This window comes from Prevotella sp. tc2-28 (assembly GCF_900107705.1).
Lineage (GTDB): Bacteria > Bacteroidota > Bacteroidia > Bacteroidales > Bacteroidaceae > Prevotella.
Window position 1 is genome coordinate 134,752 of record NZ_FNRE01000010.1, and the last position, 23,517, is coordinate 158,268.

24 protein-coding genes are annotated in these 23,517 nt (G+C 44.5%); 12 read left to right on the top strand and 12 right to left on the bottom strand.

The window, feature by feature from the left end; genetic code table 11:
- The first annotated feature begins 55 nt into the window (after positions 1–55).
- From BLU47_RS10190 to BLU47_RS10215, 6 genes are all read left to right on the top strand, one after another.
- Positions 56–1,141, top strand: coding sequence for a PDDEXK nuclease domain-containing protein (locus BLU47_RS10190; protein WP_091962055.1), 1,086 nt, complete (start codon positions 56–58; stop codon positions 1,139–1,141).
- A gap of 2 nt (positions 1,142–1,143) precedes the next feature.
- The gene (locus BLU47_RS10195; RefSeq protein ID WP_091962058.1) at positions 1,144–2,088 is read left to right on the top strand and encodes a DUF6043 family protein; all 945 of its coding nucleotides are present in this window, start codon (positions 1,144–1,146) and stop codon (positions 2,086–2,088) included.
- A gap of 271 nt (positions 2,089–2,359) precedes the next feature.
- A complete protein-coding gene (locus tag BLU47_RS10200; RefSeq protein WP_091962061.1) occupies positions 2,360–2,632 on the top strand; it encodes a helix-turn-helix domain-containing protein in 273 nt (90 codons plus the stop codon).
- A 3-nt stretch (positions 2,633–2,635) separates the two neighbouring features.
- A complete protein-coding gene (locus tag BLU47_RS10205) occupies positions 2,636–3,577 on the top strand; it encodes an AAA family ATPase (RefSeq protein ID WP_255402155.1) in 942 nt (313 codons plus the stop codon).
- A gap of 70 nt (positions 3,578–3,647) precedes the next feature.
- On the top strand, positions 3,648–4,328 hold the full coding sequence (locus BLU47_RS10210; protein WP_091962063.1) for a DUF6371 domain-containing protein: 681 nt from the start codon (positions 3,648–3,650) through the stop codon (positions 4,326–4,328).
- 319 nt (positions 4,329–4,647) lie between these two features.
- Positions 4,648–5,970, top strand: coding sequence for a hypothetical protein (locus BLU47_RS10215; RefSeq protein WP_091962066.1), 1,323 nt, complete (start codon positions 4,648–4,650; stop codon positions 5,968–5,970).
- 139 nt (positions 5,971–6,109) lie between these two features.
- Here the strand turns inward: BLU47_RS10215 and BLU47_RS10220 are convergent, their stop codons facing one another.
- The 3 genes from BLU47_RS10220 to BLU47_RS10230 form a co-directional block, all read right to left on the bottom strand.
- Positions 6,110–6,664: a hypothetical protein gene (locus BLU47_RS10220; RefSeq protein ID WP_143025535.1), complete on the bottom strand. Its 555-nt coding sequence runs from the start codon at positions 6,662–6,664 to the stop codon at positions 6,110–6,112.
- 78 nt (positions 6,665–6,742) lie between these two features.
- Positions 6,743–7,495, bottom strand: coding sequence for a hypothetical protein (locus BLU47_RS10225; RefSeq protein ID WP_255402157.1), 753 nt, complete (start codon positions 7,493–7,495; stop codon positions 6,743–6,745).
- A 392-nt stretch (positions 7,496–7,887) separates the two neighbouring features.
- Complete coding sequence (locus BLU47_RS10230) at positions 7,888–8,256, bottom strand: hypothetical protein (RefSeq protein ID WP_091962071.1); 369 nt, start codon at positions 8,254–8,256, stop codon at positions 7,888–7,890.
- Positions 8,257–9,367: 1,111 nt separating this feature from the next.
- Here BLU47_RS10230 and BLU47_RS10235 point away from each other — a divergent pair.
- From BLU47_RS10235 to BLU47_RS10245, 3 genes are all read left to right on the top strand, one after another.
- On the top strand, positions 9,368–10,660 hold the full coding sequence (locus BLU47_RS10235) for a tyrosine-type recombinase/integrase (protein WP_143025536.1): 1,293 nt from the start codon (positions 9,368–9,370) through the stop codon (positions 10,658–10,660).
- Positions 10,661–10,781: 121 nt separating this feature from the next.
- A complete protein-coding gene (locus BLU47_RS10240; RefSeq protein ID WP_091962076.1) occupies positions 10,782–12,002 on the top strand; it encodes a DUF6043 family protein in 1,221 nt (406 codons plus the stop codon).
- Positions 12,003–12,065: 63 nt separating this feature from the next.
- The gene (locus tag BLU47_RS10245) at positions 12,066–12,377 is read left to right on the top strand and encodes a helix-turn-helix domain-containing protein (RefSeq protein WP_091962079.1); all 312 of its coding nucleotides are present in this window, start codon (positions 12,066–12,068) and stop codon (positions 12,375–12,377) included.
- An 86-nt stretch (positions 12,378–12,463) separates the two neighbouring features.
- Here BLU47_RS10245 and BLU47_RS10250 read toward each other — a convergent pair whose 3' ends face one another.
- Positions 12,464–13,921 carry an AAA family ATPase gene (locus tag BLU47_RS10250; protein WP_091962083.1) on the bottom strand — a complete coding sequence of 486 codons (1,458 nt, stop codon included), beginning with the start codon at positions 13,919–13,921 and terminating at the stop codon, positions 12,464–12,466.
- Positions 13,922–14,312: 391 nt separating this feature from the next.
- On the opposite strand from BLU47_RS10250, the gene BLU47_RS10255 reads away from it, so the two are divergent.
- On the top strand, positions 14,313–14,648 hold the full coding sequence (locus BLU47_RS10255; protein ID WP_091962086.1) for a DUF3853 family protein: 336 nt from the start codon (positions 14,313–14,315) through the stop codon (positions 14,646–14,648).
- A 1-nt stretch (position 14,649) separates the two neighbouring features.
- Positions 14,650–14,970 carry a hypothetical protein gene (locus BLU47_RS10260; RefSeq protein ID WP_091962089.1) on the top strand — a complete coding sequence of 107 codons (321 nt, stop codon included), beginning with the start codon at positions 14,650–14,652 and terminating at the stop codon, positions 14,968–14,970.
- 123 nt (positions 14,971–15,093) lie between these two features.
- Here the strand turns inward: BLU47_RS10260 and BLU47_RS10265 are convergent, their stop codons facing one another.
- The 5 genes from BLU47_RS10265 to BLU47_RS10285 form a co-directional block, all read right to left on the bottom strand.
- Positions 15,094–15,573: an immunoglobulin-like domain-containing protein gene (locus BLU47_RS10265; RefSeq protein ID WP_091962091.1), complete on the bottom strand. Its 480-nt coding sequence runs from the start codon at positions 15,571–15,573 to the stop codon at positions 15,094–15,096.
- A gap of 115 nt (positions 15,574–15,688) precedes the next feature.
- Positions 15,689–16,813 (bottom strand): TlpA family protein disulfide reductase, encoded by a 1,125-nt coding sequence (locus BLU47_RS10270; protein ID WP_091962095.1) that lies wholly within the window; start codon positions 16,811–16,813, stop codon positions 15,689–15,691.
- A 6-nt stretch (positions 16,814–16,819) separates the two neighbouring features.
- Complete coding sequence (locus tag BLU47_RS10275; protein ID WP_091962098.1) at positions 16,820–18,274, bottom strand: TlpA disulfide reductase family protein; 1,455 nt, start codon at positions 18,272–18,274, stop codon at positions 16,820–16,822.
- 17 nt (positions 18,275–18,291) lie between these two features.
- Positions 18,292–19,221 carry a TlpA family protein disulfide reductase gene (locus tag BLU47_RS10280; RefSeq protein WP_091962100.1) on the bottom strand — a complete coding sequence of 310 codons (930 nt, stop codon included), beginning with the start codon at positions 19,219–19,221 and terminating at the stop codon, positions 18,292–18,294.
- Between the two features lie 19 nt (positions 19,222–19,240).
- Positions 19,241–20,341 (bottom strand): hypothetical protein, encoded by a 1,101-nt coding sequence (locus tag BLU47_RS10285; protein WP_143025537.1) that lies wholly within the window; start codon positions 20,339–20,341, stop codon positions 19,241–19,243.
- 266 nt (positions 20,342–20,607) lie between these two features.
- Between BLU47_RS10285 and BLU47_RS10290 the strand changes: the two genes are divergently transcribed.
- Positions 20,608–22,188 (top strand): hypothetical protein, encoded by a 1,581-nt coding sequence (locus BLU47_RS10290; RefSeq protein WP_091962106.1) that lies wholly within the window; start codon positions 20,608–20,610, stop codon positions 22,186–22,188.
- Between the two features lie 27 nt (positions 22,189–22,215).
- Here BLU47_RS10290 and BLU47_RS10295 read toward each other — a convergent pair whose 3' ends face one another.
- From BLU47_RS10295 to BLU47_RS14980, 3 genes are all read right to left on the bottom strand, one after another.
- Positions 22,216–22,737, bottom strand: a complete 522-nt coding sequence (locus BLU47_RS10295) for an immunoglobulin-like domain-containing protein (RefSeq protein ID WP_143025538.1) — start codon at positions 22,735–22,737, stop codon at positions 22,216–22,218.
- Between the two features lie 22 nt (positions 22,738–22,759).
- Entirely contained in the window at positions 22,760–23,308 is a 549-nt protein-coding gene (locus BLU47_RS10300) for a hypothetical protein (RefSeq protein WP_091962112.1), read from the bottom strand.
- A 12-nt stretch (positions 23,309–23,320) separates the two neighbouring features.
- A partial coding sequence (locus tag BLU47_RS14980; protein WP_143025539.1) for a GNAT family N-acetyltransferase occupies positions 23,321–23,517 on the bottom strand: 197 nt, incomplete at its 5' end.

The following is a 23,517-nucleotide window of genomic DNA, read 5'->3' on the forward strand; positions in this document are numbered from 1 at the left end:
CTTGTTGACTCGTTTTAATAGAAAAGCAGTAATTTTGCACTAAAATAATACAGACATGAGCAAACTGATACATGTAAATAAGGAATATGCCGAGTGGGTGAAGTCCCTCAACCAGCGTTTTCGCCAAAGCCAGGTTAAGGCAGCAGTGAAAGTGAACAGTGAAATGTTGAAGTTTTACTGGTCATTGGGCAAGGATATAGTGGCAAAAGATGTCGTTGCCAAATGGGGCGATAAAATATTTGTCACCCTCAGTGCCGACCTAAAGGATGCTTTGCCAGGGGTGTCAGGCTTATCAGTCCGAAATCTGCAATATATGAGGCAGATGTATAACACTTTTATGCCCCTCTTAGAAAATACGCCACAAGTTGTGGCGCAAAATGAAAGAGACATTACGCCACAACTTGTGGCGCAAAATGCACTTGACACTATTTGTAGTATTCCCTGGGGGCACATACGATATATCCTGGACAAGAAATACGATGCACATAAATCATACTTCTACGTCATCAAAACATTAGAGAACAATTGGAGCCGCAATGTTCTGCTTAACTTCCTTGATACAGACCTCTACGAGCGGCAAGGTAAGAGCCTTACCAACTTCACGACTACGTTGCCGAAGCCTCAAAGCGACTTAGCACAGCAACTTACCAAAGACCCTTATTGTTTTGATTTTACTCAACTCAAAGAGAAGTACGATGAGACAGAATTGAAGGATGCGTTGGTAAATAACATCCAAAAGCTTCTTCTGGAAATGGGCAACGGCTTTGCTTATATGGGCAGAGAGTATAGAATGGTAGTCGGTGAAACGGAGTTGTTTTGCGATATGCTCTTCTATAATACCAAAATCCATTCCTACATCATTTGCGAAATCAAGACACAGCCCTTTGAGCCCTCTTTCCTCGGACAGCTCAGTGGTTATGTATCCTGTGCCAACCACGTCCTAAAGGGAGAAGGAGACAATCCTACCATAGGTCTGTTGATTTGCAAGAACAAGGATGAGGTGATGGCACGTTATGCACTTGAAGGCTATAACCAGCCCTTGGGCATCTCGGAATATGAGCTTTCAAAGGCATTCCCTGAGAATTTCAAGAGTTCTCTCCCATCCATCGAGGATATTGAAAACGAACTGAAGGAAAAGTAGTTATGATGGGCTTTATTCGTAAGTTGATGACTCTCCAGAAACTTTTCAAAATTCTCAAATCCATAGATCCGAAGAAACTTCAGGGCATCAACGACATTCTGGAACAGGTCTATCCTGGTATCAAGAACGAGATAGAGAGGCTTGTTGAACGTGTGGACATTCATGCCATGAGCAAGACCCTTGACTATATCAAGGCTCATGGTGGTGCTGAGAAGATGGCGGAATATTACAACAACGCAGACAAGAAGGGACAAGATGAAATGCTGGCTGCATTCAATGAGGCTTTCAGGCCTGGTGCACCATTCGAAGATGCCGTTCTTACATTGGATAGCCTTGCAAAAGTGAAGGGCATGGGCATTTATACCCAAATCTTTGGCGACGTGAAAGATAGTATTGTTTTGACAACTATCAAACTGAATTATCGGACTGTTGATGACTGGCGTACTTTCGTTCGTAGGCAGCATGAGGCCAACAAGGATGTACTTCTTGGTATTCTTGACGAGGTACAGAAGAAAGAAGTAAAGGATGAAGGCACGAAAGTAGAAGAAAATAGCCCTGAGCAGGTGGGCAATCAGCCAGACGAAAGCCCCCAATATCCTTTTCCAGAAGAACTTATATCAGAACTTTATGACTATGACAATATCGTTTTCAAGCATATTTCCTCCAAGTCTGAATTGGGATGTATTATCAAGAGAAAAGACCACAAGGAGAAACTGGTAGAGTGTTCTGGCAAGAAGGTGTTGGCTTATCACATCTTGTGGCGATTGCGTAATTTGTTGTCTGATGAACAACGAGAGGATTGGATAAATGACATTGCAGCCGAATGCGGCTACAAAGTCGATACCATCAGCAAGAAATATAAAGACGAGACAAATATGAAACCAGGAAATGTAAAGCTGTTGCATGAGTTAAGTTCACTATTTGACAGCTACGATACCAAGATGTAGTTTTTGACCTCCATCTAAACGAAATCGGCGTATATTCACATCGAATATGCGCCGATTTTGTTTCATGTAATGCCATGCAAACACGTTTCCACGCATTTCCACGCAAACAGCGAGGAGTTTTTCAAGGAATTATAAGGGTGTGACCATAAATAATCAACTGATTATCAACCAATTTTAAACAAATAGAGAAAATACTTATTTTTTTTGCGTGCCACTTGCTAGCACTTTTCCACGCATGACCTTTGCAGCGAAATTTTAAATCGCACAAAGTATGACAGGTAATTTCATTATGATTTCGGAGGAAGACCTTGAAAAGGCTTTCACCAAGATGCTTGAGAATTATCTCAGCACGCACAAGTTAGCAGAAATGCCCTCAACTGATGAGAACAAGTATTTAACAAGTGACCAGGCTTGCGACTACATGCACGTCACTCCCAGTACACTGTGGAGAATGAGACAGCGAGGGGAAATTGCTGTTCACAAGGTCGGTGGCCGCTGTCTCTATTCTAAGAATGATTTGGATGTACTGATTAAAAAAGGATAGGGTATGGGAACAGACATTATTAGCCAGTCATTCAATGACCTTCTGAATAGTGAGCCTGTTGATGGCGGTGGATTCCATGTTGAGCCAATGAACAAGTGCATCGAAGATGCCCATCTTCTGCCACCATTGATTCCGCTCTATCCTGACATCGTGCTCGAAGGTGATCTCAGTATCATCTTCGGACAGTCGGGCATCGGCAAGACCATCTTTGCCATGCAGATTGCCCGATACATCGCCGAGCATGACAAGCGGGTATTATACGTGGACTGCGAGATGACTCCCCGTCAGCTTGGCAACCGCTACGGGACAGCCAATTTCCCTTCCACTTTTCTCCGTGCCGAGATGGATAGGGAGCATCCTGCCGAGGATATCCTAAAAGGGATAGAAGAAGTAGCCGTAGCCAACTATGTGAATGTGGTGTTTATAGATAACATCACGGCTCTTGGGCAGTCACTTGACAGAAGTGCCGATGCAGGAACCCTGATGGCTTCACTCAATGCTCTGAAGAAGAAGTACAACTGGACGCTGGTTGTACTCAACCATGTGCCCAAGATGTTTTCAGGTAATGTCCCTCTTTCCCTTTCAGCCATGCAAGGCTCTGCCAAGATTAACCAGCTCATTGACGATGCTATAGGAATAGCACAATCCAGCATTGACTCAAACCTTGTTTACGTCAAACAATGTAAGTGGCGCAATGGGGAATTGACAATGGGAGCCGACCATGTGGCAGTCTATGAACGCTGCAAGGATGAATATGGTAATCTGGGATTCGTCAGTCGTGGCTTTGGTACTGAGCAAGAGCACCTGAGTATCGAGAATAGCAAAGAAAGGGAAGAAATAAAAGCTCGTGTAAGGGAACTCTCTGCCATAGGAATGACACAGACAGCCATTGCCGAAAAGTTCGGAATCTCGCAAAGTAAGGTGTCGAGACTGCTGAAAGAATAGTCGCAGATTATTCATTATTCACATTATTCATGCTGCATAATTGAATATTCTGCATAAAACTGAATAAGACATGGACGATAAAGAATTGAAACAGATACTCGCAACCAAGGCTCCAGCCTATCAACGGTCTCTCATAGAGATACCGAAAGATTGCTTTGCGCCACATCATTCCTCGTTGACTGACTATCTGGACAGCGTGTTAGGGGATAGTCGTGAGATGCAAAACAGGATTGACAACCTTGTGATGCGCTATCGGCTTGGGGCTGTCGATAAGACAAAGAATGAACACTTTGGCACCATCCTGCCTCGTATAAACAAGAAAGGGATGATTGTTGGCGGCAGTGTCATCTACTACAATACCGATGGCGGGACTATAATTGAAAAGGACAGCCTCGTTGCCCACCTCTATTCCTGGTATGCCTTTGACTATTATGTTGACCCAGACGTGTTCTTTGGCGAACATCTGTTCCGAAACGGAAAGACGGTCATCGTTCAGGAGGAGAAAACTGCTTTACTTGGGTCACTGGCATTCCCTAATATCGACTGGCTGGCAGTTGGTATCGGCAATAACCTGACGGAAGGGATGATGAAGAAACTCATGGGACGGCAGGTAGTCCTCTATCCAGATGATTTCTGTCACGACTTCTGGGCAGAGCATTTCGGTGGTAGATTCAAGGTAGATGACAGTTTTACCCAACGTGACATTAACCAGTACCTGATAGACTTCATCCATAACCAGCAAGTGCCGTAAGCCGAAACGAGTGTGCGGAGAGTAATAAAGGGCTTGCCCTTGATATAGCCCACTATAACTACGAGCTTCGCTTTCGTAGTTAGTGGGCTCTTCCGAGGGACTCAGGGCTTTGCCCTAAGAACCCACCAAGGGCTGCTTGCCCTATGGAACCTCGCAAGGGGGTGACCCTCCCCCTTGACCGCCCCGCTCAGTGGCATCTGCCCCTAAGAACCCTGAGCAGGAAGTGACTCTCTCCCTGCACCCACCAATCAGGGTTCACACCCCGATACCTCTTTGGGGATAGTAGTACAATGGTATAAATATCTAAATTGAGAAATCTATGGAAAAAATAGCTAAAGCATCTGAGCATATCAAGCCGTGCAATATTGCTCAGTGCGAACGACACAACAGAAGGGACGAGGACTATATCAAATCTCTCGATCCAGCACGGCTATACATACGCCTCGAACTAACCCACAACAATGAATGCTATATCGCACCAGGCATGGAGGGTGTTACCCTTCAGCAGCACTACGACTATTTGAAGGCATTGGTCAAGGAAAAAACTGGCAGGGCCATGCAAGAAAAGGATGTGGAGTATAAGGACAAGAATGGTAAAACGAGAGTCCGTAAAGGCAGCAGCCCCATTCGTGAAGGCGTGGTAAACATCAAGCCTGACACCAAAATGGACGATTTGTTGAACTATGTCAATCGAGTGCATGAGAGGTGGGGCATCAGAGCCATCCAGATACACATGCACAGAGATGAAGGGCATTATGAGAATCCTGAGGACAAATCGACATGGCAGCCAAACCTCCATGCGCATATCATCTGGGACTGGATAGACCACCAGACAGGCAAATCCTTCAAGCTAAAAGCCGAAGACATGTCCCAAATTCAGGACATGGTTGCAGAAACGTTGGAGATGGAGAGAGGTAAGCGCAAAGAAGAGACAAGTGCCGAACATCTGGAACGTAACGACTACATCTTGGCTAATCAGAGGAAGCAGAGTGCCGAGCTTGACAACGAGATAGCCGAGAAACGGGAAAGGCTTGACGCGGAGAACGGCAACGCTATCGTGTCTGGAGTAGCCAATCTCTTTGGTAAGGGTAAGTATGCTGATATGGAGAAGGAGAATAAACGGCTGAAAGAGGAACTTCCAAAGCAAAGAGCTGCCATGCAACAGCGATACCAGCAGGCTTTGGAAACAGAACGTAGCCGTCTGAACCTGCAACTTACTGAAAAGGACAAGAAGATAGAGGAACTTCAGGGCAAATATAATGGTGAGAAATTCCGCCATCAGCAGGATAATCAAGAGAAAGACAGGATTATCCGCCTAAAGGATAGCATTATCAATGATTATCGCGAGCGGCTTGGCCATTATCTGTCAACCCTCTCTGAACTGCTAAGAGGTGCTGTTAGGGCTGTTATTGACTTTGTTCAGTCTGGCTATCGCAATTTCACCTACCGTCAGGAGGGCGATGTCAAACGTTACATGAATAGCCAGGCCGACAAGGAGGAAGCAGCAGAAACCGTACTTAGTGCCTCACTCCCTTTCTTAAAGGCAGATGAGCATGAACGAGTGAAAGGGCAACTGTTCAACATCGTACAGGATATGAAGGAAGAGCATCAAAAAAATCGAAACAGAGGAGTCCATTTGTAATATGTCTGGGTTATTGGCACAGTAATCGAAGTGATTGCTGTGCCAATTAAACACTCTGATTCGAACCCGAATCATCTGTATCTTCAATTCTACCATCCAATCAAATCTGCCTTATTTGCCTTTAAGGGATAATTTGGATTTAGCTTTTCCGTTTTTTACACCACTTCATTGCATATGCCAATATTGCAATGGCAGCAACCAAGGTGAAGAAGTGTCTTATAACAAAGATAAATACAAGAAATAATGATTGACCACAATACTGACCAACCTTTTCCATGAAAGAGGCGTTTTCGTCTATCTGATAGAGATGGTATCTTGGCAATATATATTCTTCATTTCCTTCATATAGCCTGAGTGTGTCTAATGACCCATTTACAATAGTTGAGTCTGGATTTGATATTACGCTTTTATATACTTCGTTATCCGAATCAGTCTTAGTCCAAGTAATTATGATATAGGGATGTTTGTATTCATAGTGTCCGTATACATAATCGGTGAAACTGCCAACAAAATCAGTTGAAGAGATTTCTCCCTCTACTTGTGAGTTCGATTCGAACTCTAAACAAATCCTTTCGCAAGAATTGTAATAGCCTTGATAACTCTTGCCTGTAAGATTGTTATTTCCGCAAGAGCATAAAGACAATGCCACAAGGCAAGGGAACACCCACCAGAATTTTATTACAAACCGTTTCATGCTGATATAAATTGGAATTCGTTTAATGATCAGAAGAACCGACCCCTCTGATTGGATTAATGAGTTGCAATTGACAACTTAAGGAGTATTCTCTAAATAATATTGGATATTAAAATTTCTGACATTGATTTGTGGTCGTATATTCTTTGTATTAACTAGCTTCTTATCAGAGTTTGGAATGATGTGTGTGCCGACAATTTGGTATAGGAACAAATTACCTTTAATACACTTGAAATAGAAGGAACGTGTGTAAAAATTTTCTCCTCCACCATACAAGGTTTCAAGGATAAATCCAGTTCTATATTTCTTTATATTGGCATCGAAGTTTTTTACTTCTTCTGATGAAGGAAGAACTATACTTACAATGTCTTTTCTATTCTTGCTGATTAAAAGTTTTTTCACAAACTCGCCTTCTTTTGTAAATCCTCTAAATAATTGAACAACAAAATATTCTTTTTCTTGTGTTCGTATGATTATAGAAGATTCTACATCACATATTTGTGATATACACTCATTACCTTTCACTTTTTGAGTTGAAAAGGTAATAAGTGTGATTAGAATTATAACATACTTCATCTTTTTTTCTGTCCTCCAAAATATAGAATGTCCTGCAGTCCCCGTAGCTTTTAAATTATATAAGGATTTAGAAGCGTTTGACCAACTATAACTAAAAGAACCTCTCTGCCAATTTGTTTTATCCGTGAATACAGATGCCGGAATTGTATATTTTTTACCATAATATTTAACCGTTCCTTTGGGATACTGGGAAAGCTGACTATCAAGAAAATCATTATATATATTTCGATGAATGTAACGTAGATTGTTCGTCATGCGCACATTACATGGGCGCAAAGTTACAAATTTTTAATGAGATAATGGCCTTTCTCTTCTGTTTTTATTGTTATTTAAGCCAGTTTACTGACATTTTGCTATCTCAGACACCCAAAAATGGATTTCCAAGGTGCTATTTGCGATAAAAAATGGCTTCTGAGGGGATTCGTGCGCTCAAATCGGGAACATTGAACAGTTTAAATTGTTGATTTGTCCTTATAATCAATTACTTATACCGACTTTGTTTCATGCAAGGTCGATGAACAACGATTAGAAAGAAAAGAGACTTATTGAAGTATTCGTGGGAAACCTCTACATTAAATACTCAATAAGCGAAGCCATGTGGCCTCGCTTATTCTGTTCGGTAAATTGGAATTTGTCAACGAAGACTATTAATCACACTTTATGGGTCTATAGAAATCTTCCCACTTCTTTGAATCTGAGTAATATGTTTTTGATTCTCCAAGCACAGTTCCGAAATATAATGTATAGTTGGCTGAATCTATCTGCTCGTAATAATAAGGGGGATTGCTCTCGTCCACTATCACTATACCTATATCCGAAAGAGATTCAGGGGTTGTACCAACGGAATCTATGTACGATTCAATCCGTTCAACTATTGCATTACCGCCATCAATCATTCGTGATTCATAGTCGCTGCAACTATAATAGATGAATGAAATGCCTATGTATGTCAGAATCCTAATAGCATTCATTTCGCTAAAATGGAATTTAATTCGCTGAATATCTTTTATGTTCATTCTGCTAATTCCGATTTATCTGACTCTATATTATTCTCTGACTATTATTCTTGAAACTCCCTACATCCCGAGGCTTTTGAGTGAGATAGCGAACGCCATTTCTTTTAGCCCGTAATGCCTTTGGAAAGCGCTTTACCTGCGAAATCCGTTTGCAAAGGTACAGCAAAATAATGAGGAATTGTGCAAACCCACCCACCTTTTATAGATTATTAGCGAAGAGAGGTTTCAGGAAGCAACATACCGAGCCATATAAACAGTTCATGGTATCGCATACCATATTGAAAGATTGCACTGAATTTCATACTCCAACTTTTTCGCCACGAATTTCACCTGAATTTCACAACGAACAAAGAAAAAGCGGCTACATTTGGTGTAACCGCTTGATTTTCAGTGTGGACCAGCCAGGGCTTGAACCTGGGACCTCCAGATTATGAGTTGCAGAAGAATCCGCATTCTGTGAGGCTTTGTGACGCCCTATGACTGGCACTTTCTTTGTTCTTTAAATTCTTAATAATCAAGATGATAGGCAGAGATTTTTAACTTTTGAAAGTTCTTTGTTCCCTGTTTGTTCCCACACCTATATTTTTACACAATCTATGGTTTTTATGGGCTTTTTTAGGGGTCATTGTTCCCCCTTTGTTCCCATTTTTGTCACATTTTGCGAAAGAACGCTTTATGCTATACCATATTGCGCTTGCAAAGATAATAATTAAAATTGACACCCTTTTCTGGTTTACATTTTTTAACGTGCATTTAAAGATTGCTTTTGAGATTATAAGTAACTTTGATGTCGAAAAATAGTATTTAGTGAGCAAATATGACATCGAAAAATAGAAAAATAGGAAAAGGAACCCTTTTTGAAGATAGGGTAGGATCATGCACCATTGCCATGTGTCTTGACAAGAGACATCCCGATAGTGAAAACAGCAAATTGTTTCCTCTGTGCATCAGGTTCACAATATATGATTCTCGGTATTACTACAGACTTGGCGAGAAATGTTCTTACGAAGATTTGGATAAGCTTTCGAGGTCTCAGGGCAACCGCGAAAAACGGATAGGACTTGAAACAACCTTTGAGCGAAAGGTGAGACTTCAGGAAGTCTTTGCAAGTATGGTACACGTTGTAACGACTGTTAGTGAGCGCGGCATACTTACTTTGGAACGAATCAAGGTGGCCTTGACAGGTCGATGCGAAACAGCGTCTTTCCTTTCCGTGTGGGAAGAGATTATCAATGAGAAACGAGCTTTGGGTAAAGCTGGTACTGCCGAAAACTATGGGGATGCCTATAGGTGCTTCAAGCGTATTACTGGCTTCACCTATGCTGATGGTTTCGCCTTGGATTCTGCGGTAATCAACAAATGGATTGACGGTATGACAGAACGTAATATCAAATCCTCGACACAAGGCATTCAGCTTCGAGCTTGCCGAGTCGTAGTAAACCGCTGTATTGGCGAGGGCTACATGATGCCAAAGGCTTATATGTTTGGAAAGACTCGTGATAAGATAAAGATTCCAGCAGGTTCATCACGTAAGGGCTGGTTTCTCTCTGTGGAACAGATGACGGAGCTTTACTTGCATTGGAAGAACCATGATATTGACTTCTCGATTCACAATACCCGTAGAAAGGATAATCCATTGTATGCTATCAAAGACGAGAAATCGCGTACCCAGAGGTATCAGGCATTGGCAATGTTCCTGATGCAATACCTGTGTTGTGGCTGTAATCTGTATGATTTAGCGTTACTTCGATACAATAGTTTCTATTTTGAAAGCAATGGGCGCGCCTTTCGGTTTATCAGGCATAAGACTGAGGACGAGACGGTTAATGGTGAGGGAATGGAGGTGATTGTTCCAATCATTGAGCCATTGAAGGAACTTCTTGATAACTATGCTGCTGAGCCAAAGTTAGATCAGTTGGTGCTTCCTTTTATTGCTGAGGATGCTATTAGTGTAGGCGAAGAAAGGGTTCGTCGTAGAGTTAGCGACGTGAACGGTTATATATCAGACAGAATGAAGAAAGTGTCCGCTGCAATCGGGTGGACAGTATCTCCAACGGGTACTTACGCCAGGCATTCGTTTGCAACGAATCTTCATGCGGCTAAGGTTCCAAGAGACTATATCTCAGATGCGATGGGGCATAGTCTTGGCAACAGAGGACAGATAACCATGCGTTACATTTCGCCTTGGACTATCGAGGATAGGATGACCTATAATAACCTGTTGCTTAATCTTGATAACAAGAAGAGTGACCAGCCCCAAGAGAATATTACAATATTCGAGTCAGGTAAGCAAGCTATCTTTGAGAAGATGCACAGTTTCTCCGAGGCAGATTTGAAAGAGGCTTTGATAATGCTCAAAAAGAAAGAGCTACAGCAACTAGAACAAGAACTTGTAGCTATGTAAGGATAGCAAAATAGTCGATTTTTGGGTTGTTCCTCACATAGTCAAAAGGGTGACAAAATTGGGAAAATGACGTTTTGAGGGCATTTTTGAATGATAGCCCTTATTTAGAATTAACACTTATATGATGACAGAAAAGGATAACAGAATGGCGGCAAATAAGGCCGTAAGGGAATGGAAGAGCCACCATCAGCAGACGTATAGTGACTTCAAACGGCAGGTTGCAGCCATAGGTAGTGGCGACCTGTCGTTAATGGAGAGAACGATGGGGCTTCTCGATGATTGTATGCCACAGAATGCAAGGAACTTCTACGCGTACATATATAAATATATAATGAACCCTGATTCGGTAGCAGATGATCAGACGGCATTTTCCGATTACGACCAGTTGGCTGCGGAGTGTATTTTCCATCACGCAATGATCAAGGTGGACTCGTCTACTGGCGAGATAGAGGAAACAAAGACTCCAGACAGTGACTGCATCATCATCAGGACTGATGACCTCGGCGAGAGCTTTGAGTCTATGCCTTCATCGATGAAGTGTGTCCTCAATGATTTGATCAACCAGATAATAGCCTCTGGCATTGACACCCCATTAGCAGATCAAGACAGGATAGCCCTGCAGAACTTGGCTCTGCTTGTCACAAAGACTGTCTATGTCTATTCGCTCCTGTTTGTGCCCGAATACCTTGAACAACTTTACAAGCGTATTGCCGTTGAAGGTGAACTTCTCGCCTACTGCATCTACTTCTTCGTCACATTCGACCACGGTCTTCGACAGATGGCGGACGTATTCAGCAAGCAGATGGTAGACGGTCAAAGTACCAGTTTTACAGCCGAAATGTTCAGGATGTGTCTGCGGACATTCATAGCGCATAGCCTAACCAGTAGGACTGACACGAAGGAAGGCTGGCAACAGTTGGCCAACGAGACATCAAGCGATGACTGTTGGAAAGAAATCATGTTCACCTTGCGTTCCTGCCAGTCTCATGGTGGCCAGCAGAAGGACAGCCGGACACTTGATGAATTGCTCATTGGCGATAAAGCCAGATTGAAAGCCCATATCAAAGATTACCTATCTGAGAATCCTGGCACATCCCGTTTGGCCTACCTGCTCTATGCCCTTCGCCAGTCAGGTCATATTGAGTCTTGCAACTATATCACCTTCCATCGAGCCTTGCAGTCGTTGTCACCGAAACCACTTGGAGGCCCGGATGTCCCCCAAAGACGCTACCATGAACTGATGGCTGATCCAAAACTGTTAGGCTCAAAGGGAAAGAAATGGCAGCAGGCAAAGGCAATAATTGACCGATGGACTGTCCTATTCGGCAAAAATGACATATAAGAATACAAAAACGCAACTTAAAAGTTGCACAATTAAAAGAATATATTTAATTTTGCAGCATATATGAATTCAAAAGCAGTACAGTTTTTGGAGGCGAACCAGTCAGGTGAGCGTTCCACGTTCGTTGACGATGCCAAGTGGAGGCAGGAGAATGCCTCGTGGCTGAGAAGATCCCGTCGCGTAGCCTATGCCATCATGGACTACATGCAGGATAATGGGCTTTCCCGTAACGATGTTGCTGAGAAGCTGGGGGGCAGTCCTCAGTATGTGAGCAAGATCCTTTCCGGCAAGGTAAACTTCTCGTTCAAGACAATCTCAGAGATTGAAGAGGGTCTTGGCATAGAGCTATTCCAGGCAGCAGCGATGGAGGCATAAGGCTCTATAAAAATTGCACGTAAATCAGCGGAATCTATAAAATTTCGGTAGATTCCGCTGGTTTGAGTACATTTCTCGTTCTTATGCTAAAGGAACAAGTCTCCTAAGCACACTTCATTCTGTATTTCCTTGGAATAGGCATTGTGTGCAAGGCCATCGGTTGTGACCATGATATTATGCACGGCTTTTTGGGTCTTGGATGCCTCTTTAAAGATATTCTTCCTGTTGTTCAAGTCCTCTTGGTAAGATTCCGAAATAGTAAACTTACCCTCATGGTACTTCATTTCACAGAGGTCGATAATACCGTCACTTCGGTCTATCAATAAATCTACCTGGCAACCTTCCTTTTTCCTCTTACCTTTTGCCACTGCAGGTTCTTCATCCTCCTTTTTCTTCTTGGGAATGTATCGCCATGCGTATTCCTCTGTCAGAATTCCGCTAATACCAAGTTTCTGTTTTATCTGGTCAGTATGACAGAGGCAGACGCGCTCGAAGGCACGGCCACACCAGTTGTAATATCGGGGCGTTCCCTCCGTCGCCTGCCAGAAATTTATGCCGTGCCGTTTTCCATTGATATACTCATAATAGAAGAGTGTGTAATGGTCGATGAGTTGAAATATCTCATCCTTTGTTTGTTTGCCAATGACGGAGTAACCACGGATGAAACCACACCATTCCAAATCGTTCAACAGGTCTGTCAGTTTTCCATTATCTTCCAATCCTCCTTCCTCAATAAGCTCCAGTCTAGTCATACCCTCTTTCTTTCCAGCCAAAAGACTGATTACCTTGATGTATGGCTCTGGTTTCTTAAAGAGTGCTGCATAGAGCATACTAAACTCATCATACATATCTCCCTCCTTGGAGAAAATCAGACGGTCAACCTCTTGCGAGAGACTGGCTCCCTTTTGCAGCAGACTCCAATAGTAGGGTACTCCACCGAATATCATATATCCGTTCAGTATCTGCTTGCGTGTCATCTCGATACCACGAGATGCCATCAACTCTTCGCACAGACGGAGAGAGAAAGGCTTCAGGGCTATTCTATGAGTGAGCCTGTTATGCAGTCCACCCTTATTCTTGATAATCTTCTTGACCATCCAAGATGTAGCACTGCCGCACACTACGAATACGATGTCCTTTCTGGCCGATGCCCATCCGTTCCAGAACGATTCCAGTTCAGAAAGAAAACCAGAGCGAGGGGCATCCATCCAGGGCAGTTCGTCAAGGAAGATGATCTTTTTACCTTCTGGCTGAAGGGTGATAAATCGCTTCAGTTCAGAGAATGCGATTATCCAATTGGAGAATACTGGCGGCATATCCGTCTGCCCATGCTCCTTCAGTGCCATGCGGAAACGAGCCAGCTGCTTCCTGGCTGGGATCTTAGCCGCTCCAGTGAACTGGAACGTAAAATGATAGTCGTATGACTCCCTTATCAGGAAAGTCTTGCCAACACGGCGACGGCCATAGACCGCTATAAACTGAGAATACTCATCAGTAAGCGCGTCTTGCAGTATTTTTCTTTCGTTGTCTCTTCCTATCAGCATAATCTTAGAATTTTGGTGCAAAGATAATAAAAAATGTGCTTAAACCAGCGGAATCTATCATTTTTTTTGAGATTCCGCTGATTTACGCACAATTTTTTGGTGTTTTGATGCTCAAACACTTTGAAAGCCGAGGCCATCCATCAGCAGCGATGGAGGCATAAGGCTCGACGGCTAACAGAGCTTAAATAATGGTCGGTTGAATTAAGGAGTATTTCAACCGACCATTTGTTTGATGAACATTGTCTATCTTTGCCGTCGCAAACGGCGAAGATGCTCACGCTCGGCCAATCAAACGAGTTTGTTGGCACTCGCTAAATCGCATTTTTGCACCGCGATTCGGAAAACAGCCAATCGCAAGAATCAGGATAATAACAATTAAAATATCAAAGACATGACAACAACAAATGATTCATTGAAGCTCGCAGAGCTGCTGAAGACTCCCATCTGCAAGATGGACGGTGAGGAACTTGCATTCCTTATTACAAGTATTACATCAAACCAACAGGCACAGATGCTGCTGACTCAGCCCAAACAGGAGGAGCATAATGTCTATGGTATAGCAGGTATCGCCCAGATATTCGGCTGCAGCATACCAACGGCCAGTCGCATCAAGAAGAGTGGCATCATCAATGACGCTATCACTCAGGTAGGCCGAAAGATTGTAGTCAACGCTGACAAGGCTCTTGAACTGGCCAGCAAACATAAGGGTAACATTAACGTAGCTTGATATGATGAGAAAGGATTTTAAGAGTATCGCATTCATGTCCGTGTTTGTGCTGATAGTTGGTGCAGTTTTCTACCTCTTTGATTTCTATGATAGTGCTTTCTTCACCTTACTTGTTGGATTAACTCTATTAGCTATTTATCATGCTGGGCTTTACAATCGTGGAATCATAGAGGATAACACCATAATAAGCCAGCAGGAAATCATAGAGCGGGATAAAGATCTGATTGACTTCCTGCATGGACACATTGGTTTCCTTGAAGACTATATCAAAGAGATAAAAGAGGAAAGTGACAAAGTGAAGAGCAGGAAGAGCAAACGATGAAAAACAGCCATCTTGTGGCACCTGTTTTTCTTGCTGGTAACTAACAATCTTCCACAAATGCAGTCAGCCCCATACGTCATTGTGACGAATGGGGCTGACAGGTTTACGTTATACAGCAACTTCTTACCTATAGACAGGTGTGGGGAAGGTGATGTTGCTGGGGATGTAGAAGTCGTCGGAGAGAGTGCGGCCGTCTATTTGTTTGGTCAAGCGGTAGTGGCCGGGCGTGAGATGGAGCAGGCCGATATGGCCATAGACGGTGGCGGAGCCGTGGGCGGCTACGGTGCTCAGGACAGAGGTGAAGCCGAAGTTCTTGGGGAATGGAACTTGCTGCCAGTGGCCGTCAGTCTCGCGCTCGATGGTGTACTCCTGTCCGTAGTTCACATCGTAGTCGTTGGGGTTAATGATCCTCGCCTGCACCACGGAGTCGATTCGCGAGATGCTTTTGTCGATGATGACGAGGCGCAGGGTGTCTGCACTGGTCGCAGCCTCGGTGCTGTCCGTCGGCTGTTCTGCATCTGCCACCGTCTGCCGTGCCGTTGGGCGGCAAGAGGCGAATGCGAGGGCGGCAATCAGGAGGAAGAGAAGTTTTGCTTGTTTCATCTTTCTCTAAACTCTTTTCATTATTCTCTCCATAAAGTCTGCGGGCAATGTCGGTGTATTAGCGTATTTGCGGCGTAGTGCTTCGCGGAGGTCGGTGTCTTTGAATGTAATCATATTACTTGCTTGCTGCTTCTAATTCTTTGCGGATGACATCATTGCCTGGGAAACCGATACTCTTGTAGGTCTGATGGCCTTTGGTATCGTAGATGGCGTAAGTGGGGATGCCACTGGACTCGAAGTGCTGGAGGATGTAGTGGTTTTGTTCTTCCGTCAGGTAGTAGTGGTCACCGTCGATATCCTTAATCATTTCCAGCCAAGTGGTAGGAGGCGACGAGGGCGGGGTGATGTAGATGAACTTGATGTTGCGCCCCTTCAACTCTTCTTTAAGAGGGGCCATCGCTTTATGGCCTGCACGACAGGGACCGCACCATGTTGCCCACATATCGATGAGCACGGCCTTACCCTTATAGTTGTCGAGGATGGTCTGGAGTATGTTCTCTGGCGCTACGCCGTCGTATTTCTTGAAAAATACACTCTCATTGCCGGCTAATTCCCCGGCTATCCGCTGCTCATCCTTCGCATAAACATAGGAATGAATCTCTGCCAGCTGATTTTCAAATCCTTTAGGCGCACGGGCGGCGAAAGTCTTTTCCACTTCTTTCAGCTGCTCCATATACGGAAAGTCTTTCCTTATCATTGCCGTTTCAGATATGCCCAATAGTGCCCGGATTGTGGCTGCATCCACAGGCAGTGATGGCAGGATATCCATTTGTTGTTTCATCCATATCAGCGTAACGGAGTCTCGTTTCTCCCAAGGTGCATTAGCCAAGTCCATCTGCAAGGCTTCTGTCCTCACGTCGCGGCAATATTCCGTCAGACGGTTCTGGGTCTGCTGTTCAGGTATCGGGCTTTCCACTTTCCATAAGGGGTTAAGACAGTCATTGCCCGTCACTTTCACAGTCACATCGGGACACAGAAAGATTACAGTGTAAGAATTAGGACAGCCTTCACCATAGAAAGAGAGAGTGCTCTCAGTAAATTCCTCTACGGGCAGGGTGTAGGCGAAACGTCCCGCCTGCACGGTATCTACCACAGGTACTGTACTACCAGTACCGGCAAATACCAGCGTGCCGTCTTTTAGTGCGGGTGAATAACCAGTGACTGTTGCAGTCTTTGTCTGTGCAAGCCCTGTCATAGTGACGAGGGCGAGCATCATTGTAATAATACTTTTCTTGTTCATAATGGTTTATTCTACTGAAACATTGCGGATGATAAAAGCACCCTGTACATCGCCCTCTATGAAATCGAAGGTGGTTGGGATGGTTTCGAACGGCTCGAAGGTGAGCGTGAAGTCAGAGTAGTAGATGTTGCCCAAAAGTTCGTCTGTAGATTCGGAGGCTTTCACCTGGGTATAGTTGTCCTCATCAAGTTTGATGCCATTGGCTGCTGTCAACTTGTATTTCTTACCGTTAGCGGTGAGGTAAGAATCTTTGGCGATGCGGAACCCATAATCTTTATGGGTGTAATAGCGGAAACTGATGGTAGTACAATCACCATTGAGTTCCATTTTGCGAATAGCGAGCTGTAGATTAGAGCTATTGTCCTGTTTGGGGCCATTAAAAGCCTCCGCCAGTCCCAGAAAATTCCCCAGTCCATAACCAATATGTTTCCAAACGATACGCTTGTCAGGTGAAATCAGGACATAATAAGGTATGGAACTATGGTCGCAGTATCTGCTGCTAACACTCTTCTTGCTGTCATTCAGGTTTATACTAGTGATACGTTTACTGAATTCGTGTTTCTGCCATGCAGAAAGTTTGTCCTGGTTGATGCAGACGATTTCCAGTTTATCCTTCATCATCTCATAAAATACCTTCATTTCTGACTCAGAAGCCATACAAGGACCGCAATTGATCCCCCAGAAGTCGAGCAATACATAGCGTCCGTTGGCAAGTGCTTCAAGTAAGTGATGTTTCTGTCCCTGCATGTCTGTGAGTTCTGCATCTTCGGCCTCGTCACCTATCTGTAAGACACGTGTTGGGTAGATATTGGCATGTATCTCTGCCAATCTATCCTCAGATCCTTTAGGTGCATGTGCTGCAATGGAACTTTCCAAATTCCTTAATTGGTCCATATATGGAAAGTTGGGGGTGTTTTTTGCCGTCATAGATGCGCGCCATAACCAGTAAATCGTAGCAGCATCCACAGGCATTGAGGGTAGGATGTCCATTCGGCGCTTCTCCCATTTCCCTGCAACGGAATCTTTTTTCTCTCGAGGCGCTTGGGCCAAATCCATTTGCAACAATTCTGCTATCACATCATGGCAATGTTCTGTGAAACGGTTTAGCGTATGCTGTTCTGGAAGCGGACTCTCGACCTTCCACAATGGGTAGAAATTGTCAGTACCCGTAAGTCTTACGTTAATACCAGGGCTGAGAAAGATGGGCATCGCAAAATTGGGACAACCTTTGCCTTTGAGAAAGAGATGGCCTTCGGTGAGTTCTTCTACTGGTAGTGTGAAGGCGAAACGTCCGTCTTTCACTGTATCTACAATATTTAGGAAGTTACCTGTTCCTGCAAAAACCAAAGTACTGTCCTCAAGTGCGGGTGAATAACCTGTGACAGTTGCTGTCTTCGTCTGCGCCAGTCCTGTCATTGCGACGAGAGCGAGCATCATCGTAATAATAGTTTTCTTGATCATATTTATCTTCTTATTTGTTATTCTAATGAAATATTACGGATGATAAAGACGTCCTCGCCATCGCCCTCCTTGAAGTCGAAGGTGGTGGGGATGGTGTCGAACGGCTCGAAGGTTAGCGTGAAGTCGCAGTAATTGATGTCGATTCCGTATTTTGCCCTGACGGTGTAGGCTTTGGTTTGGGGTGTGTTGTTCTCGTCGAGCGTGATGCCGTCGGCTGCTGTCAGTTTGTATTTCTTGCCATTAGCGGTGAGGTAAGAATCATGGGCAATGCTGAACCAGAGACCTTTCTCTGTATAACAGCGGAAACTAATGGTGGTGCCGTTGGCGTTGGTATCGATTTTCCTGATGGCAAGATTTGGATTGGCATAATTGTCCTGCTTAGGGCCATTGAGAGCGTCGACTATTCCAAGGAATTTTCCTACGCCATAACCAGTCATCTCCCACAGGATACGGCCATCGGGCGACAATAAGACGTAGAAGGGTGCAGCATTCCAATCGTAATAGTGGCTCTTGACGCCTCCTTTATACCCCTTCCCGTCATTCCAGTTTTTCCAGACGATCTTTTTGCTCCACTCATGATTCTGCCATCTTGGTATTGAATCCAAGTTGATACCAACGATTTCCAGTCGGCCATTCATCCGGTCATAGACCTCCAGCAACTCAGACTCTGACTGTCGGCAAGCGCCACAACCGAGATTCCAGAAGTCGAGCAATACATAGCGTCCATCGGCGAAGGCTTCAAATAGATGATGTTTATTGCCTTGCATGTCGAGGAGTTCTGCATCAACGGCTTTTTCTCCTACCTCCAGAATATGTAAAGTATCAACTGCTTCCTGCTTAGATCCTTTTTGGGAGTCTGTCGTGTTCTTTGATGTTAGCGTGCAACCACAAATGAGTAATAATCCAGCGATTGAACAAATCGCAGACTTCAAATACTTCTTGTTCATAACCTTTTTTATAAGAGTTTTATTTTAGAGAACTTAAATCGTACGAGTAAATATAAGGATCTGATCCATCCTGCATATAGTCAGAATAGAGGTAAAGCGTCTTGCCATCTTTGGATATCATAATCTCCTGTCCAAACTTATCAAGATGAATGATGTGTTGCTTGACACCATTCCAGTCATATACTTCGACGGTATTACCCCACGGGAAGGGGTCTTTCATATCATAATTCTCCATGATTTCGCCCTTGATAGTAGAATGCTTATAAAGCAGAAATATCCTGTCGTTATCTGCGCAGCAATGTATCCGTTCGAGTGACGGTGTCTTGGCAATTCCCGGGATTGGGAGGCGGTCAGAATAGATATGATTCAGGATGTTCGTTTTTGTACCATTAATAGTAAAGATAAAGGCTAACTTTCCCGAATCATCCCAATACAGGTACCTATCTTTACCATTCCCTTTAATGCCACTCCCATTAGTATATACCATCAATTTCTCATCATTCAGGACCTCCGGCGTACTATCGTTGGGCCAATAGTCAAGCGGAGTTACTGTCTGCTTCTTGAAATTGAGGATTGAGAAGATGTGGTGCATATCGTCTAAGGGTGTTCCTACCGTGAGTATGGTGGAGTCTGACAATATGACGAACCTGTCACCACATAACTCAAAAGGAGGCATTTTCGAAAGGTCATACTTCTCCCAATTATCCGGATTCTTTATGGCGGCCAAATTATCTGGATGCTGAATCTTAGTCAGAGCAATCAACTTATTTCTATAAACCATATTGTCTTCCATATAACAATCTATACCATATAATGCGCCATCACCGCCTTGCGACAGATTCATATCCCCGAACTCATTCAGCCCATGTCCGCACGCAAAGACCTTTTCAGCCTTCTGCCATTCTGTTCTTGTCAGTTTCCCAGCATAAACATTCCACTCCCTATCCCGGGCATAGAGGTTGTCGCCAAACATCCACTTGGGCCATTTTCCTTTATTCACGTCTGTCTTTACAAGTTGTCCCTTGAGAGACACTTCAAACTCTGCACCACTTTTGTCTGAACACGACATGAATGATGCCAGGCCGATCAGACATAAAAATAAGATACTTTTCTTCTTCATAAACGTTATAGTCTTAATGATTTGTTTGATTTCATCCGATGGCAAAGTTAGTATGAATATATGAACCGCGCAAGGTTTTGAGGGGGAAATTGCCATAGGGGGTGTTGCATACTTTTTGAAGTTAATTGATTGGTAATAAGATATATAAGTAAAAACGGACAGAGAAAAAAGTGGCTGAGAGGAACGGGCAGAGAAGGCAAAAACCATGAAAAAGACTTGCTAGTATGATGAAATAGCCGTAATTTTGCAGGCAAATAGCAATCGATATGAAGAAACTATTCATCATACTGGCAGTCATGGCCGTAGTGCTTGGTTGTACCGAATGGCAGAATCCCCAGATAAGACAGGCATGGGGACTGATAGAAGAAAAGCCCGAATCCGCGAAAGTCGTTTTGGCCAAGGTGCGTATGAACTCCCTGACGGAGGGTGAAAAGGCCGAATATGGACTGCTGAGAACGATAGCTGCCTACAAGACCTCAGAAAAAATAGAAGATGATTCGCTAATAACTGCCAGTATAGCCTATTACAATCAGCATGGCGACGACTGGCACCGTGGGCGTGCCTACTATTACCGTGGGACTGTCAGAATGTCCAAATTTGGCGATAATCCAGATGCTATTAAGGACTTTAAAGTGGCCGAGTTCATTTCGGAAAAAGCCGACGATGAGGATCTGAAAAATAAAGTATATAATATGCTGCACTATGTGAATGAGATTATCAATAATCATCCGCAAACCTTGAAATATGCACATAAGTGGTTAGATAGCAGCATAGAACTCAAGGACAGTTTGAAGATACTAAGAAATCTGCTCATGTGTGCTACTGCCCATGCTGAAATGGGACAGAAGGACAGTGCATATACCTATATTTTAAAAGGACTTGAGTTGGAAAGACACGCAGACGAGTCCGTTTTGGCTGAACTCTATAGCATGACGTCATTAATGTATGAGGAGAGGGGGGATACCGCAAGGGCAGAGGAATATTTGAAGAAATGGGATGAAATAAACTCTTACCACAGATTAGGCCTCCTCACAGCGGCTCGCTTGCGAAAAAGCCAAGGACAATATGAGAGGGCCTTAGAGCTGGTAAGGGCAGACATGAGAGTGATAAATAGTGACCATCATAACCGCATCAAATACCTGGAACTTCTCATGGAACTATATGAGTTGACAGGCGATCAAGATCAGGCATTAAAGACAAAAGAACAGATAAGAGCGTATAACGATTCGATGAGATATGTTAATCAGGTCATGAAAATGGCAGAGTGGCAGCAGAAGTTCGACGAGGTGCGACAGACGAAGGAATTCTACCGTCGTACGTCGTGGATGCAGGTTCTGATAATTGCTCTTATCGTGGTTGTGATACTTGCTATCGTGGTTGGTATGTGGTGGCATCGCAGGAAGGTGCGTCGCCTAAGTTTCCGGCTGGACGAGGACGCAAGACGCATCAGCGAACTGCGCACAAAGATTGAGCTGCAGGAGAAGAGCGGAGCCGAGAACAGTCAGGAAATGGCACGGCTGAAAGAGGAACTGGAAAACCGAATGGAGCGCATATCGGGAACGCTGCTGATTGGCACGCAGATGTTCAGCCAGTTGCAGCAGCACCAGTGTATCGCTGAGGCCACCGCCAAAGAGCAGCAATGCCTGGTGGACTACTTCGCCCAACTGCGCCCGAAGCGCTGGCAGGAGTGGGAACGCAAGTACAGCGGACTCTCCACCGCGCAGTACATCTTCCTCATCATGCAGGATGACCTCCGCTACGATGATGAGGCCATTGCCGCCGCCCTCAACGTGAAGCGTGTGTCAGTGAGAAGCATGAGGGCAAGGATTAAGAAGAGTGAAAGATAGACAACAAAAGCCCCCGACAAGGGGTGCTCATTCAATTGTAAAATTACAATAGACGCTTTGGGGATTGTTTTGCCCAGACTTGAAGAACTCCTTGGCAATGCGGTATTCCATCCCTCGCTCGAAGTCGTATTTGTCTGGTTCCACATGGATAGTGAACAGGCGGGTACTGTGTGGGGCGAGTTCGTAGCCAATATCATTGAAGGCATAGACGCCTCCGTCTTTCCTCGGCTTAATGGGTAGTATCGTCCACACATCGTTTACCCGTTGCTCAATGGTGTATGCCTCGCCTGTCATACAAGTGCGATCCGTGTTATTCATCATTTCCACGACAATAGAGTCCAATGGAAGTTTCAGTATCCTCCGTATGAGGGAGTTGGTTTGCGAGAGGCTTTTGTCGGTGATGACGAGCCGCAGGGTGTCCGCACTGGTCGCAGCCTCGGTGCTGTCCGTCGGCTGTTCTGCATCTGCCACCGTCTGCCGTGCCGTTGGGCGGCAAGAGACGAATGCGAGGGTGGCAATCAGGAGGAAGAGAAGTTTTGCTTGTTTCATATGCAGGTGATTAAATGTCATTTCAGAAACTTGGTTCTACCTCGCCGCGCTGGTAGTTGATCCAGCCGTCGGGGTCTTTGACGTAATAGCCTTGGATGCGGAGGGTGGTGGCGTCGGCGTAGGCGAAGGTGAGGGCGCAGGAGTAGGCCATGTAGTCGCGATCCGCATCGTCGTATGTGGCGGTCAGTTGCAGGCAGTTGCGCTTCTCGCCGCTGTTGCCTTCGGGACTCCAGTATCTCAGCTGCCATGTCCCTGTGAACGTGCCGCTCAGTTCCACGTCCTCCCAGTCGGTGTAGCGTTGCTCGCCGTCGATGGTGACGGGCTTGCGGGTTTGCCATTTGCACATTCCCGTCAGTGTGCCGTCGGCCTGAAACGTGAGGCACTCAAAGTAACGCTGCGTGTCACTGATGTTCTCGTAGTGCCATGTGCCGACCATGAGCGGCCCGTACTGCTCATTCAGCTTCACGGTCTTTTCGTGTGCCTCCGGGTCGGCATATCTTGGTTCGTCGCTGCCGCAAGAGGCGAAGGCGAGGGCGGCAATTAGGAGAAAGAGAAGTTTTGTATGTTTCATCTTGCTTATGCTTTATATCGTTTCTTTTGTCAATCCGTAAATAAGCAAGTCATAATCATTCCCATCCTTAACGACGGCATTTGGTAAGGTACCCTTATGCTTGAAACCATTCTTCTGTAGAACCCGTATTGAAGCGATGTTTGGTTGAAAGACATTGGCTGTTATTTGTTCAAGCGACAAAACCTTGAATGCAATGGAGCATATTTGTT

Coding starts and splice junctions, on each gene's coding strand:
- BLU47_RS10190 (WP_091962055.1), top strand. CDS start 56: ATGAGCAAACTGATACATGTAAATAAGGAATATGCCGAGTGGGTGAAG.
- BLU47_RS10220 (WP_143025535.1), bottom strand. CDS start 6,664: ATGAAACGGTTTGTAATAAAATTCTGGTGGGTGTTCCCTTGCCTTGTG.
- BLU47_RS10210 (WP_091962063.1), top strand. CDS start 3,648: ATGGACGATAAAGAATTGAAACAGATACTCGCAACCAAGGCTCCAGCC.
- BLU47_RS10295 (WP_143025538.1), bottom strand. CDS start 22,737: ATGAAACAAGCAAAACTTCTCTTCCTCCTGATTGCCACCCTCGCATTC.
- BLU47_RS10285 (WP_143025537.1), bottom strand. CDS start 20,341: ATGAAGAAGAAAAGTATCTTATTTTTATGTCTGATCGGCCTGGCATCA.
- BLU47_RS10200 (WP_091962061.1), top strand. CDS start 2,360: ATGACAGGTAATTTCATTATGATTTCGGAGGAAGACCTTGAAAAGGCT.
- BLU47_RS10290 (WP_091962106.1), top strand. CDS start 20,608: ATGAAGAAACTATTCATCATACTGGCAGTCATGGCCGTAGTGCTTGGT.
- BLU47_RS10235 (WP_143025536.1), top strand. CDS start 9,368: ATGGTACACGTTGTAACGACTGTTAGTGAGCGCGGCATACTTACTTTG.
- BLU47_RS10205 (WP_255402155.1), top strand. CDS start 2,636: ATGGGAACAGACATTATTAGCCAGTCATTCAATGACCTTCTGAATAGT.
- BLU47_RS10250 (WP_091962083.1), bottom strand. CDS start 13,921: ATGCTGATAGGAAGAGACAACGAAAGAAAAATACTGCAAGACGCGCTT.
- BLU47_RS10255 (WP_091962086.1), top strand. CDS start 14,313: ATGACAACAACAAATGATTCATTGAAGCTCGCAGAGCTGCTGAAGACT.
- BLU47_RS10280 (WP_091962100.1), bottom strand. CDS start 19,221: ATGAACAAGAAGTATTTGAAGTCTGCGATTTGTTCAATCGCTGGATTA.
- BLU47_RS10300 (WP_091962112.1), bottom strand. CDS start 23,308: ATGAAACATACAAAACTTCTCTTTCTCCTAATTGCCGCCCTCGCCTTC.
- BLU47_RS10195 (WP_091962058.1), top strand. CDS start 1,144: ATGATGGGCTTTATTCGTAAGTTGATGACTCTCCAGAAACTTTTCAAA.
- BLU47_RS10265 (WP_091962091.1), bottom strand. CDS start 15,573: ATGAAACAAGCAAAACTTCTCTTCCTCCTGATTGCCGCCCTCGCATTC.
- BLU47_RS10225 (WP_255402157.1), bottom strand. CDS start 7,495: ATGACGAACAATCTACGTTACATTCATCGAAATATATATAATGATTTT.
- BLU47_RS10275 (WP_091962098.1), bottom strand. CDS start 18,274: ATGATCAAGAAAACTATTATTACGATGATGCTCGCTCTCGTCGCAATG.
- BLU47_RS10240 (WP_091962076.1), top strand. CDS start 10,782: ATGATGACAGAAAAGGATAACAGAATGGCGGCAAATAAGGCCGTAAGG.
- BLU47_RS10230 (WP_091962071.1), bottom strand. CDS start 8,256: ATGAACATAAAAGATATTCAGCGAATTAAATTCCATTTTAGCGAAATG.
- BLU47_RS10245 (WP_091962079.1), top strand. CDS start 12,066: ATGAATTCAAAAGCAGTACAGTTTTTGGAGGCGAACCAGTCAGGTGAG.
- BLU47_RS10215 (WP_091962066.1), top strand. CDS start 4,648: ATGGAAAAAATAGCTAAAGCATCTGAGCATATCAAGCCGTGCAATATT.
- BLU47_RS10260 (WP_091962089.1), top strand. CDS start 14,650: ATGATGAGAAAGGATTTTAAGAGTATCGCATTCATGTCCGTGTTTGTG.
- BLU47_RS10270 (WP_091962095.1), bottom strand. CDS start 16,813: ATGAACAAGAAAAGTATTATTACAATGATGCTCGCCCTCGTCACTATG.